Origin of the sequence: Gordonia sp. Z-3 (genome assembly GCF_036233855.1) — a bacterium.
GTDB lineage: Bacteria > Actinomycetota > Actinomycetes > Mycobacteriales > Mycobacteriaceae > Gordonia > Gordonia tangerina.
The window spans coordinates 54,143-67,471 of sequence record NZ_JAZARS010000003.1; the positions used below are offsets into that span (position 1 = coordinate 54,143).

10 protein-coding genes are annotated in these 13,329 nt (G+C 67.2%); 8 read left to right on the forward strand and 2 right to left on the reverse strand.

Going from position 1 to position 13,329, the window contains the following annotated elements; genetic code table 11:
- Position 1: 1 nt before the first annotated feature.
- Positions 2-1,015: an NADP-dependent oxidoreductase gene (locus VX037_RS03900; protein ID WP_328713296.1), complete on the reverse strand. Its 1,014-nt coding sequence runs from the start codon at positions 1,013-1,015 to the stop codon at positions 2-4.
- Positions 1,016-1,105: 90 nt separating this feature from the next.
- Here VX037_RS03900 and VX037_RS03905 point away from each other — a divergent pair, with 90 nt between their 5' ends.
- On the forward strand, positions 1,106-1,708 hold the full coding sequence (locus tag VX037_RS03905) for a TetR/AcrR family transcriptional regulator (protein ID WP_328713298.1): 603 nt from the start codon (positions 1,106-1,108) through the stop codon (positions 1,706-1,708).
- A gap of 96 nt (positions 1,709-1,804) precedes the next feature.
- On the forward strand, positions 1,805-2,566 hold the full coding sequence (locus VX037_RS03910) for an HAD-IIB family hydrolase (protein WP_328713300.1): 762 nt from the start codon (positions 1,805-1,807) through the stop codon (positions 2,564-2,566).
- 21 nt (positions 2,567-2,587) lie between these two features.
- Here VX037_RS03910 and VX037_RS03915 read toward each other — a convergent pair whose 3' ends face one another.
- Positions 2,588-4,273 (reverse strand): alkaline phosphatase D family protein, encoded by a 1,686-nt coding sequence (locus VX037_RS03915; protein WP_328713302.1) that lies wholly within the window; start codon positions 4,271-4,273, stop codon positions 2,588-2,590.
- Positions 4,274-4,590: 317 nt separating this feature from the next.
- On the opposite strand from VX037_RS03915, the gene thyX reads away from it, so the two are divergent.
- The 6 genes from thyX (at position 4,591) to VX037_RS03945 (ending at position 13,324) form a co-directional block, all read left to right on the forward strand.
- Positions 4,591-5,343 carry an FAD-dependent thymidylate synthase gene (gene thyX / locus VX037_RS03920; protein WP_287016043.1) on the forward strand — a complete coding sequence of 251 codons (753 nt, stop codon included), beginning with the start codon at positions 4,591-4,593 and terminating at the stop codon, positions 5,341-5,343.
- A 295-nt stretch (positions 5,344-5,638) separates the two neighbouring features.
- Positions 5,639-6,568, forward strand: a complete 930-nt coding sequence (locus VX037_RS03925; RefSeq protein WP_328713303.1) for an SMP-30/gluconolactonase/LRE family protein — start codon at positions 5,639-5,641, stop codon at positions 6,566-6,568.
- 147 nt (positions 6,569-6,715) lie between these two features.
- On the forward strand, positions 6,716-7,624 hold the full coding sequence (dapA, locus tag VX037_RS03930) for a 4-hydroxy-tetrahydrodipicolinate synthase (protein ID WP_235722199.1): 909 nt from the start codon (positions 6,716-6,718) through the stop codon (positions 7,622-7,624).
- Positions 7,621-9,564 carry a ribonuclease J gene (locus VX037_RS03935; protein WP_287016040.1) on the forward strand — a complete coding sequence of 648 codons (1,944 nt, stop codon included), beginning with the start codon at positions 7,621-7,623 and terminating at the stop codon, positions 9,562-9,564. Before dapA ends, VX037_RS03935 begins: the two co-directional genes overlap by 4 nt.
- A 39-nt stretch (positions 9,565-9,603) precedes the next feature.
- Positions 9,604-10,236 (forward strand): TIGR03085 family metal-binding protein, encoded by a 633-nt coding sequence (locus VX037_RS03940; RefSeq protein ID WP_287016039.1) that lies wholly within the window; start codon positions 9,604-9,606, stop codon positions 10,234-10,236.
- A 100-nt stretch (positions 10,237-10,336) separates the two neighbouring features.
- A complete protein-coding gene (locus VX037_RS03945) occupies positions 10,337-13,324 on the forward strand; it encodes a DNA translocase FtsK (RefSeq protein ID WP_328713305.1) in 2,988 nt (995 codons plus the stop codon).
- The last annotated feature ends 5 nt before the right edge of the window (positions 13,325-13,329 follow it).

Below are 13,329 nucleotides of genomic sequence, written 5' to 3' on the forward strand. Positions count from 1 at the left end.
GTCAGGACGTGCGCACGACCATCTTTCCGGTGTTCTCCCCGCGCATGAGACCGAGGAAGGCGTCCACCGCGTTGTCGATGCCCGTCACCACTGTCTCGTCATGCACGATCTTGCCGTCGGCGAACCAGCCGCTCATCTCCCGGTTGAACTCGCCGGCCTGGTCGAAGTGGTTGCCGATGGTGAAGCCACGCAACGTCAATCCGCGGGTGATGATGTTGGCCATGTTCGATGGCCCCGGCGTGCGGCTGGTGGCGTTGTACTGTGCGATCGCGCCACAGAGGGCGGCGCGGCCACCGTCGTTGAACGAGTCGAGCGCCGCCTCGAGGTGGTCGCCGCCGACGTTGTCGAAGTACACGTCGATCCCGTCGGGCGCAGCATCGCGCAGCTGTCGACGCACCGGACCGTCCTTGTAGTTGAACGCGGCGTCATACCCGTATCGGTCGGTCAGCAGTGCCACCTTCTCTGCCGACCCGGCCGAGCCGATGACGCGGTGTGCGCCTTTGAGGCGGGCGATCTGTGCGGCGGCGGTGCCCACCGCGCCCGCTGCGCCCGAGATGAACACGGTGTCGCCGGGCTGCATCGATGCGATCGTCAACAGACCCACGTACGCGGTCAGCCCCGTCATGCCCAACACACCGAGATAGATCGACGACGCTGCACCCGTGGGGGGGTCGGGTAGCGCGCGGAACTCACCCGCGTCCGCCTGAGTGACGTCGCGCCAGCCGAGCATGTGGCTGACGAGTGTGCCGACGGGCAGGTCGTCGACCGTCGTGGCGACGACGCGACCCACCGCGCCGCCCGTCATCGTCTCGTCGAGCTGGAACGGCGGGATGTAGCTGCGGGTGTCGATCATCCGCCCACGCATGTACGGGTCGACCGAGATGAACTCGTTGGCGACCCGGACCTGGCCTGCCGCGAGGTCGCCGTACTCGACGGTGACAGTGCTGAAGTCCTTGGGTTCGGGCCAGCCGGTCGGTCGGTTGACGAGTTGGATCTGGGTGCTGGTCACGGTCATCGGAACCTCCCGCTGAGTTGGCAATTGTGAACTGCTCGGTCCAGAATAGAGATCGAGTCGCCGAAACGACAACCGAGCGAGGGAGTGGGTATGGGTCGCCACCCGGGCTATGACGCCGCAAACGTGATCTCCCGAGCGCGGAATCTGTTCTGGCGAAACGGTTTCGACAAGGTCTCGGTGACCGATGTCGAACGCGCGACGGGGCTGTCGCGGTCGAGCGTCTACCATGCGTTCGGCAGCATGCGGGGCTTGTTCGACGCCGCAGTTCTCGATTACCTCGATACCGTCGTCCGGCCGCGCCTGCGTGGTCTCACCGGCGACCGGGTGTCGCCGCATGCGCTCCAGGACTACCTCCGCGACCTCGGTGTGGCGATCGAACAGCGCGCCGACTCCGACGAACCGACCGGGTGCCTGCTGGTGGGGACGGCGGCGACGTCGCTGGGTGACGACTCGGCCGTGCGCGAAGTGATCGCCGCGTACCACCGTGAACTGCTCGATGCGGTGTTGGCCGGGGCCCGCGCAGCGGATTCGTCGGCGCCTGAGCGTGTTGTCGAGGCACGCGCTCGATCGGTGGCGGGGGCGGTGATCGCGGCGAACGTGCTCGCGCGAGTGGACACCGAGTCGGCACTCGCGCTGCTCGAAGCGACTGCGAGGTCGGCAGTGGTGGCGCCGGATGCGGCCGATGTGAGGTGATCTCGGTCCACCCGTTCGTGCGTGGCCGGCCGGACAATGACATGCTGCTGTCGACACGTTCGTGCCGACTGGCGTCGGCGACCGGAAAGGCAGACGATGACGGTTTCGTACCAGGGCAACGACTATTCGCTGGTCATGTTCGACCTCGACGACACCCTGGCGCCGTCGAAGAGTCCGCTGCCAGATGAGATGGCCGCCGTGCTGGCCCGGATGCTCGACGACACCATGGGCTGTGTCATCTCCGGTGGGCGTTTCACCCAGTTCGAAAAGCAGGTGATCGCGCGGCTCGGGGAGTTTGCGGGAGCCGGCAACCTACACCTGATGCCCACCTGCGGAACCCAGTACGTGCGCTGGTCGGGCACCGGGTGGGAGACGGTCTACGCGGAGTACCTCACCGACGACGAGAAGCAGCGCACCCTCGATGTCCTCGAAACCGGGGCGCAAGAACTCGGTCTGTGGGAGACCGAGACCTGGGGCCCGATCCTGGAGGACCGCGGTAGCCAGATAACTTTCAGCGCACTCGGACAGACCGCGCCGGTCGACGCGAAGGCCGCCTGGGATCCCGACGGTGCGAAGAAGGAGTCGCTGCGCGCCTACGCAGCGCAGCGGCTGCCCGACCTCGAGGTGCGTAGCGGCGGTTCAACATCGGTCGATGTCACCAAGAAAGGCATCGACAAGGCCTACGGCGCTCGCAAACTCATGGACATCCTGGAGCTGGGCATCGACGACATCCTCTTCTTCGGCGATCGCCTGGACGAGGGCGGCAACGATCGGCCGGTCCAGGATCTCGGTATCACCTCGATCGCCGTGGACGGGTGGCGCGACACCCACGAAAAGCTCTCGGCGATCGTCGGCTGAACGATCGCCCGCCGCCGACCGTCAGTCCTGTGGCTGCGAAACCGACTGGACGCGTTGGCTTCCCGAGGCCACCCGAAACGACCGCGCGTGGTACCGGCCCGTCTGCGGATCGGTCTTGTCGTTGACGAAATACCAGTCCATCTGGGCGGCGGCCGGCGTGACGGTGAGCACCGCGTAGCCGTGCGCGTCGAAGTCGTTCCAGCGCACATGTCGGTTGGCGGTCATGATCGCGGCGGGGACCGCATTGCCCACGGTGTGCTCGGGGACCCCGAGAATGTCGTCGACGTTCGACGAGGTCACCGACGGCACCACCAATTCGGTGGCGACGGTACCGGCGGCCGGATAGCGAGCGGGGTCGGCCGGGATGTCGCAGGCCCAGGATGAATGGATGTCACCGGTGATGAACACCACGTTGTCTACGTTGTTGGTCCGGATGGCGTCGAGCAGCCGGGTGCGGTCGGCGGTGTAGCCGTCCCATTGATCGGCGTTGTAGGGGACGCCCTGCCTGGGCAGCCCGAGCACCTCAGTGAGGGCGGCGGCGTTTCGTTCGTCGAGCGGCGGAACCAGCACCGGCGAGATCATCACCGGGTTGCCGACGATTCGCCATCGCGTCGTCGACGAGGTCAAACCCTCCGTCAGCCAACCCATCTGGGCGGCACCGGTGATGCTGCGGGACTGGTCGTCGACACGCCGCGACGTGGCAGAGACCTGCTCATCGCGGTAGGTGCGCAGGTCCAGCATCGACAGTTCCAACAGGCGACCGAAGCCGAGGCGCCGGTAAAGGTGGCGGCCGTTCGGTCCGGCGGCGGGGCGCACCGGCATCCACTCGTAGTACGCCTTCTCCGACGCCGCTTTCCGTGTCCCCCAGGGGCCCTCGCTCGCGTCGTGGTTCTCGGCGCCACCCTTCCAAGAGTCGTTGGCGGACTCGTGATCGTCCCAGGTGCAGATCCACGGCACACGGCGATGTAGCTCGGCGAGATCCGGGTCGGTCTTGTACTGCGCGTGCCGCATCCGATAATCGCGTAGGGTCACGGTCTCGTTGGTGGGGGAGGTGGCGCGCACCACTCCGGACTTGCCGGTGTATCCGTCGCTCTCGTATTCGTAGAAGTAGTCGCCGAGGTGCACGACCGCGGTGAGGTCGCGATGAGCGCGGAGATGACGGTACGCCCCGAAATAGCCTGCTTCCCAGTTGGAACACGAGACCACGCCGAACCGGACGCGGCTCACGTCGGCGTTGGGCGCGGGCGCGGTCCGGGTGTATCCCACGGGGGACATCGCTCCGGTTGCCGGGCCGGACGTCACTCGGAATCGGTAGGTGTATCGGGTGTTCGCGGCCAAGCCGGCGACGTCGACCTTCACGGTGTGGTCGGTGCCCGCCGCCGTGGTGACGGTGCCAGAGGCGACGACCGTGGCGAACGAGTCGTCGCGCGCGACCTCCCACGTGACCCCGGTGGCCGGACCGAGGCCCGAACCCGGTCGCGCTGCGGGGGTCGGGGTCACCCTGGTCCAGAGGATGACCCCATCGGGCAGCGGGTCCCCGGAAGCGACCCCATGTGCGAAGACCGCAGTAGATGCCGGGGCCGCAGTCGCTCTGCCGGCCACGACCGGAAGTGCCGCAGCCCCGGTGACCACGGCACTGGTCCGGAGGAAGGCCCGGCGCGAGGTGGCGGCCCGCTCATGATTCTGACTGGATGACTGAACGGACATGATTCCCCCACATCGGGCGCCACTTCCGGCGGGGCCGGATCAGGCGCTACTGACACATCGCCGAACATCATGCGCCATGTTGCTCGGCGGTAGCGAGCGATCGGGACAACGGGTCATCTGACCTGCTGGGTGTTTTGCCACCTCGTCGCCGAACGTTCACCTGGCCGTTCGGTGGAATGTGACGTGGTGAACTCCGCCCGGCGACGATCTCGTCCGGACCCGGTGGCGAACTGCGCTGCCCGACGCCCGATACTGGGGGACAATCGACGCCCCGTCCCCTCAGGGTGCGGATCGTGCAGACGTGGTGAGGAGCAGACGTGTCCGAGTTGGTGCCGCTGAAGGTTCAGATGGTGGCTGCGACCGAGTTCACCCCGCCGCCGGACGTCGACTGGACCACCGACGCCGAGGGTGGGGAAGCGCTGGTCGAGTTCTCCGGCCGCGCGTGCTACCAGAGTTGGGACAAACCGAACCCCCGGACCGCCACCAACGCGGGATATCTGCGCCACATCCTCGAAGTCGGCCACACTTCGCTGCTCGAACACGCGTCGGTCACCTTCTACATCACCGGGATCTCCCGCTCGTGCACCCACGAACTGATCCGCCATCGGCATTTCTCCTACTCGCAGCTGTCGCAGCGGTTCGTGCCCGAACACGACGCCAACGTGGTGGCGCCCCCGGCAATTCGTGGTGACACCGAACTCGAGGCGCTCTTCACCGAGGCCACCGACGCCTCGCGCAAGGCCTACAGCGAATTGCTCGACGCATTGGAAGCCAAATTCGCCGATGTGCCCAATGCGATCCTGCGCCGCAAACAGGCACGACAAGCAGCGCGGTCGGTGTTGCCGAACGCCACCGAGACCAAGATCGTGGTGACCGGCAATTATCGGGCATGGCGGCATTTCGTCGGTATGCGCGCCACCGAGCACGCCGATGTCGAGATCCGGCAGCTCGCCGTGGAGTGCCTGCGCCACCTGATGCGGGTGGCGCCGACGGTTTTCGGTGACTTCGAGATCAGCACCCTCCCCGATGGCACCGAGGTCGCCACCTCTCCGTTCGTGCTCGAGGGCTGACCGCGTACCACATCGCGGGGCCATTGTGTGGTCGGCCACATACCGGTGGCGGATCGTTCACTCGACTGTCGTCCGGATGTGCCGTCGAGTTCGAGTGAGAGATCGATCCCGGGCATCAAATCGGTGGGCGCCGCCGGAGAGCGGCGCATTCATCGCTCATGCGGCAGTACCCAGGGGGAGGAACTCAGCCGTGTTCACGTCAGGGATCCATTCGACCGCAAGAATTCATTCGACCGGCACGCGGCGCGCCCGCCAGGCGATACATCGCCTGGCGGTTTCGCTCACAGCCGGATGCGTGGCGGCGGTCGCCGCGACAGGTGTCGCGGCAAACGCCACCGCGGCACCGACTGCGGCGACGCATCAGGCCGCCTCGATGCCGTCGTGTCCGAACGCGGGACCACCACAGGTCCTGACCACCGATCTGGCGACCTTCGAGGGCGGTGATTTCGACGACGAGGGTCGCCTTGTCGTTTCGAACTGGCTCGGTTCCAACGTGCATCGGATGGACACGCCTGGGCGCACCCACGTGATCAATCCGTTTCTGCTGTTCCCGCTCGGGGTGCTGAACAACGACGACGGCCGGATGGTGGTCGGCAACGGCGTCACCACACTTGCACCGTTGAGCCAGTTCATTCCCAGCGGACAGTTGCTGAGCATGAACCCGGACGACGGGGGTTTCCACGCCTACGCGCGGCAGCTGGTCTCGCAGGGCAACGGACTGACCAGGGGACCGGACGGGAGCATCTACGCCTCGAACGACCTCGCGGCATCGCTCGACAAGATCCTGCCCAACGGACACGTCATCAAGGGCTTCTATCAGGGCAGCGGTACCAATGGCGGGACCGTGAGCGCCGACGGAAAGACGCTGTATGTCACCGAGACCTTCACCCTCGACGCCAAGGTCATCGCCATCGACACGACGACCGGTCGCGGGCGGGTTTACTGGCGTCCACCGGCGAGCCTGGCACTGGCACACCTCGACGACGTCAAGCGCGATGGCGCCGGGAACCTGTATGTGGCCGCATGGGGTGCGGGGCAGGTGTGGCGGATCTCGGCCGACGGCGAATCGGCCTGCGTGCTGATGACCGATGAACTATTGCCGGCCGGACTCGTCGTCGGAAAGAACGGCACCCGGTTCGCGCCGCACAGCCTGTTCGTACTGACCCACGGTGGCCGAATCCTCGAGATCCCGGACGCGGTCCCGACGCCCCGCCCGGCGACCTGAACCGCGACCCAGAGCACCTGGTGACAGCGCCCGACCCGCGGGTGATGGAGGGGCGTGACCTCGCCGTTGGCATCCGCGGGTCGACCCGTCGCGACACAGTGCGCCCACACGCGAATGCGCCCTGGAGAGAAGGTAGCCTTGAGCACCATGAACGCAGGCGCAGACCAGCCGCAGGACCACCCGTTCGGGACCATCGCCGTGGCGATGGTGACCCCGTTCACCCCCGACGGTGCGCTGGATCTGGACAAGGCTGCGGAACTCGCGGATCACCTGGTCTCCAAGGGGTGTGACGGACTGATCGTCTCCGGCACGACCGGTGAGTCGCCCACCACCACGGTGCCCGAGAAGCTCGAACTGCTGCGTGTGGTGCTCGATGCGGTTGGTGACCGCGCTCGGATCACCCAGGGAGCCGGAAGCTACGACACCGCCGAGAGTGTCCGCTTCTCCGTCGAGGCGGAGAAGGTGGGCGCGCATGGGTTGCTCGTCGTGACGCCCTACTACTCGAAGCCTCCGCAGGCCGGGTTGCTGGCGCACTTCCGGACCATCGCCGATTCCACGGACCTGCCGGTGTTGCTCTACGACATCCCGCCGCGGTCGGTGGTGCCCATAGCCAACGAGACGATGCTCGCCCTCGCCGAGCACCCGCGGATCAAAGCCGTCAAGGACGCGAAGGGTGACCTGCACTCGGCGGCCGGCATCATCGCCTCCACAGATCTCGAGTACCTGTCGGGAGAGGATGCGCTCAATCTGCCGTGGTTGTCGGTCGGGGCCACCGGTTTCGTCAGTGTGATCGGCCACCTCGTGGCTGATCGTCTGCGCGAGATGCAGATCGCCTTCGACAAGGGCGACGTGCGCACCGCACGCGAAATCAACACCTCGATGCTGCCGCTGGTCAACGCCATGGGCCGGCTCGGTGGGGTGACGATGGTCAAGGCATCACTACAGCTCTTGGGACTCGATGTCGGGGCGCCACGACTGCCGCAGGTTCCGGCCGGTGGCCCACAGATCGAAGCGTTGATCGCGGACCTGCGGGCGGCAGGTGTTCTCGACCGATGACCGAACCCACCCGTCGTCGCCGATCCGCACGTCGCCAGGCCGGGCCCCCGGCCGCGCCCGTCGATCCGCCGACGCCCAGCCCAGAGGCCACCAGCCCAGAAACCACCGGCACCGAGCCGAAACACGCTGCTGGGCAGACACAACGACCACAGACCGGAGCGTCGCGGAGTGGTGGCGGCCGCCACGAGCGTCGGGATCGCCGCGCCGACAACCGAACTCGCGGCCAGCAGAAACCACAGCCGGCTGCGGTGCCGGCCGTCGACCGTCTCGGCACACCGCCGCGGGCGCCCCGCCACGGATTGCGGATAGTCGCGCTGGGCGGGATCGGCGAGATCGGCCGCAACATGACGGTGTTCGAGTACGACGGTCGGCTGTTGATCGTCGACTGTGGTGTGTTGTTCCCCGAGGACGCACAACCCGGTGTCGACCTGATCCTGCCGGACTTCACCTACATCGAAGACCGGATGGACGACGTCGACGCGATCATCCTGACCCATGGCCACGAGGATCACATCGGCGCCGTGCCGTTCCTGCTGCGGCTGCGCAGTGACATTCCCGTCATCGGTTCCAAGTTCACTCTGGCGCTGGTGGCGGCCAAGTGTCGTGAGCATCGCCTGCGGCCGAAGCTCGTGCAGGTCACCGAGGGAGAGCGGACCACGCACGGTCCCTTCGAGTGTGAGTACTTCGCGGTCAACCACTCCATCCCCGACGCGATAGCCGTGGCGATCCGCACGGGCGCGGGCGTTGCGCTCCACACCGGCGACATCAAACTCGACCAGTTGCCACTCGACGGCCGCCTCACCGATCTGGCCGGCTTCAGCAGGCTCGGTGATGAAGGCGTCGACCTGTTCCTCGTGGACTCGACCAACGCCGAGGTGCCGGGATTCGTCACCCCGGAGCGCGAGATCGGCGGAGTCCTCGATCAGGTGATCGGTCGGGCCAGACAGCGCGTGATCGTCGCGTCCTTCGCCAGCCATGTCCACCGCATCCAGCAGATCGTCGACGTCGCGCACGCCCACAACCGTCGGATCTGCTTCGTCGGGCGATCGATGGTGCGCAACATGCAGATCGCCCAGGATCTCGGCTACCTGTCGGTGCCCGACGGCGTCCTGGTGGATCTCGACACCGCTGCCACGCTGCCGGATCACCGGCTGGTGCTGATATCGACGGGTTCGCAGGGTGAACCGTTGTCGGCGCTGTCGCGGATGGCCCGTGGCGAACATCGTCAGATCAACATCCGGGCCGACGATCTGGTGGTGTTGGCGTCGTCGCTGATCCCGGGCAACGAGAACTCGGTGTTCGCCGTGGTCAACGGGCTCGCCAAGCGTGGCGCCACCGTGATCACCCAGCAGAGCGCGAAGGTCCATGTGTCCGGGCACGCGTCGGCGGGCGAGTTGCTGTACCTGTACAACGCAGTCCGGCCGTCGAATGTCATGCCGGTGCACGGTGAATGGCGGCACCTGCGCGCCAATTCGGCGCTTGCGGTCGCCACCGGTGTGGCCGAGGACCGGGTGGTGCTCGCCGAGGACGGCGTGGTGGTCGACCTCGTGGACGGGCGCGCAGCGATCACCGGTCGCGTGCCGGTCGGGCACGTGTATGTCGACGGCCTGTCGGTCGGCGACGTCGGCGAGTCGACGCTGTCGGAACGTCTGGTGCTGGGTGAGGGCGGATTCATCTCGATCACGATCGCGATCGATGCCACCACCGGCCGGGCGGTGTCCGCCCCGGAGGTGTCCGGGCGTGGCTTCTCCGACGACCCGGACGCCCTGAAGGCGGCCGCGGATCTCGTCGACCAGGCACTCGACGCGCTCGCCGCGGAAGGCATCACCGACGCCCATCGAATCGCCCAGACCATTCGACGCACCGTGGGTCGCTGGGTCGCCGAAACCTACCGCCGGCGACCGATGATCGTGCCGACCGTACTCGCCGTCGGTTCCTGAGCTCGGGTGCGGGCGCCGAGCGTTCGTTAGGGTGAACCGGTGACCTTCGCACAAGAAGAACGAGCTGCCCTGGTCGATACGATGCGGTCGGTCGGGCCCGATGCGCCCACGCTCTGCGCCGGATGGACGGCCAAGGACCTGCTGGCCCACCTGGTCGTCCGGGAGCGCCGCCCGGACACCGCACCGGGCATCATGATCCCGGCCTTCGCGGGCCACACCGAGAAGGTGCGTGCCGCCGCAGCGGCAGGCTCGTGGGACGACATGCTGGCCCAGTTGGCCGCCGGACCTCCGCTCTATTCGCCGCTCAAGGTGGTCGACCGATGGGCCAACCTGGCCGAGATGTTCGTCCACCACGAGGACGTCCTGCGCGGTGCCGCCCGACCCGATCAGACCTGGACACCGCGCGAGATCTCCGCAGAGTTGCAGGAGGCGTTGATCGCACCGGCCAAGTCGATGAGCAGGATGACCCTCAAGAGCTGCCCGGCTCGCGTCACCCTCCGAACACGCGACAGCCGCGATGTGGTGACCGTAGGCACCGGGCCCGAGGCCGTCGTCGTGGGCAACCCAGGTGAACTGCTGCTCTTCGCCTTCGGTCGAGCACCGGTGAACGTGGTCTTCGATGGTGATGAGCAGGCGGTTTCGGCGGTGCAGACGGCCAAACGGGGGCTGTGAACCCGGCCGCCGACACCGATCGGTTACGAATCCGACACGCGAGCGCGTTGCCAGTGTTGCCCATGTGACTGGCGAGGCGTCTGGCGACTAGTCTGTCCGCATGGCTTCGAAAGCAACCGCCGGTGCCCAGAAGAAGGGCGCAGCGAAGACGGGTGCGACCACCGCGAGGTCGACCACGAGCAGGACCCGGGCGACCGCCGGAAGTGCGAAGACGGGCGCTCGCACGGCGCGTAGCACCAGCGGACGGCGCGCGCCGGCGCGCGCCACCGCCGGCACCGTCCGTTCCGGCAGCTCGCGGCGCCCGTCTGATGCCCGCACCACTGGGACATCGAAGCGCGCGGGTGCGTCGCGGCAGGCCGACGCGTCGGCCGACATCCATCGGAGGTCGGTGGCGGCCAGCGGTGCGTCGGCGGTGGGACGAGGTCTCGGGGCGGGGTGGTCTTTGATGGCGCGCGGGGTGGGGAGTATCGCCCGCGCCGGCGGGGGAACGCAGTCGGGACGTCGTGACGAGCAAGACGACCTGACCGACGATGGATTCCTCGATGACGATGTCTCCGATTCCGGCGACGACGTCGTCGACGACGGGTTCGATCTCGACGGGCCCATCGTCGACGAGACATCCGGTCGCCGCTCGCAGGCCCATCGACGGCCGGTGGCCGGCGCGGCGCGTGATCTCAGCGGACACACCCACCGACGCGACGGCGCCGCACTCGCGGTGCTCGCCGCCGGGTTGCTCGTCGGCGCCAGCGTCTGGTTCGGTGCGGCCGGTCCGGTCGGGGCGTTCATCGAAGCGTTGATCCGGGCCGCCGTCGGCGGGGTGTCGGTCGTGGTGCCGCTGGCGCTGGTCGCCGTGTCGATCATGCTGATGCGGCGTCCGCCGAACCCATCGGAGCGAGCGCGCTACCTGGGTGCGGGGTTGCTGATCGTGCTCCCCGTCCTCGGACTCATCCACCTCGTCGCAGGTGCTCCCGAGGACCTCCCGGGTCGCTCGGCGGCCGGTGGGTTCTTGGGCTTCGCGGTCGGGACGCCGCTGACCAACGGCGTCACCGCGTGGATCTCGGTGCCGATTCTGGTGCTGTGTGTGGCGTTCGGGTGCCTGATCCTGAGCGGTAAGACCGTGCGTGAGGTCGCCGACGGGGTCGTCGGATATCTGGGTCTGGGCGGCGACCTTGCGCTAGAGGATGATGTCGCGCCGTGGGATGACCTGGACGACGAGGTCGACACTGCCGCAGAGTTCGCCGATCCGGTGGACAACCGGGACCCGGAGCCGACCGAGGTCCTCGACGGCCGGGGCAGATACTCCGCCGATCCCTATGACAACTATCCGCCCGACGCCGAACCGGCATCGCGCAGTCGCCGACGGCGTCGACCGGCTGATCCCGACGTCGACGCCGCCGACTTCGCCGCCGCGACGACCGTTCCCCTCGACGACGAGGTCACCGAACAGATCGGTCGTCCCGAACCGTCGGTGTCGACGAGCGGACGATCTCGTGCGAAGGCCGAGCGGAGCACGCCGGCGCCGACCCCGAGTGCTCCGGTACCGGCCGAGCCGGAAGCCGACGAACTGCCGGGCGGCGGTCTGGTCGAACGGGTCGTCGACGGTGAATACCACCTGCCCCCGTCGTCGCTGCTCATCGATGGTGACCCCCCGAAACAGGGTGGCCGGTCGAACGACGACATGATCGACCGGATCGGTGGGGTGCTCGAACAGTTCAAGATCGACGCGGCGGTCACCGGCTACACCCGCGGTCCCACCGTCACCCGCTACGAGGTCGAGCTCGGGCCGGGCGTCAAGGTGGAGAAGATCACCGCCCTGCAGCGCAACATCGCCTACGCCGTCGCCACCGACAACGTGCGTCTGCTGGCTCCGATTCCCGGCAAGTCTGCGGTCGGTATCGAGGTGCCCAACACCGACCGGGAGATGGTGCGTCTGGCGGATGTGCTCAAGGCGCCCAAGACCCGCAAGGACACCCATCCGCTGGTGATCGGTCTCGGCAAGGACATCGAAGGTGAGTTCGTGAGCGCGAACCTGGCGAAGATGCCGCACCTGCTGGTCGCCGGTTCCACCGGCTCGGGTAAGTCCAGTTTCGTCAACTCGATGCTCGTCTCGTTGCTCACCCGCGCCACCCCCGAGGACGTGCGGATGATCCTGATCGACCCGAAGATGGTGGAATTGACTCCGTACGAGGGGATTCCGCACCTGATCACGCCGATCATCACCCAGCCGAAGAAGGCTGCCGCCGCGCTGGCCTGGCTGGTGGAGGAGATGGAGCAGCGCTATCAGGACATGAAGGCGTCGCGGGTGCGCCACATCGACGACTTCAACGCCAAGGTGCGCTCGGGCGAGATCACCACTCCGCTGGGCAGTGAACGCGTCTACAAGCCCTACCCGTACATCATGGCCATCGTCGACGAGCTCGCCGACCTGATGATGACCGCGCCCCGCGATGTGGAGGATGCGATCGTGCGCATCACCCAGAAGGCGCGCGCCGCGGGTATCCACCTCGTGCTGGCCACCCAGCGTCCTTCGGTCGACGTGGTGACGGGACTGATCAAGACCAACGTGCCGTCGCGGCTGGCCTTCGCCACCTCGTCGCTCACCGACTCACGCGTCATCCTCGATCAGCCGGGCGCGGAGAAACTCATCGGCATGGGTGACGGGCTGTTCCTGCCCATGGGGGCCAACAAGCCGATCCGCATGCAGGGCGCGTTCATCACCGACGAAGAGATTCAGGCGGTCGTCGACTTCACTCGCGAACAGAGCGACCCTGACTACACCGAGGGTGTCACCACCGCGAAGGCCGGCGACAAGAAGGAAATCGACGGCGACATCGGCAACGACCTCGATGATCTGTTACAGGCGATCGAGCTGGTGGTGTCGAGCCAGTTCGGCTCCACCTCGATGCTCCAACGCAAACTGCGCGTCGGGTTCGCCAAGGCGGGCCGGTTGATGGACCTGATGGAGACCCGCGGCGTTGTCGGCCCCAGCGAGGGCTCGAAGGCACGGGAGGTCCTGGTCAAGCCGGAGGACTTGGCCGGGGTGATCACCTCGATCACCGGCGGCGCGGACTCCGGCGAACAGGCCTGAGGGCT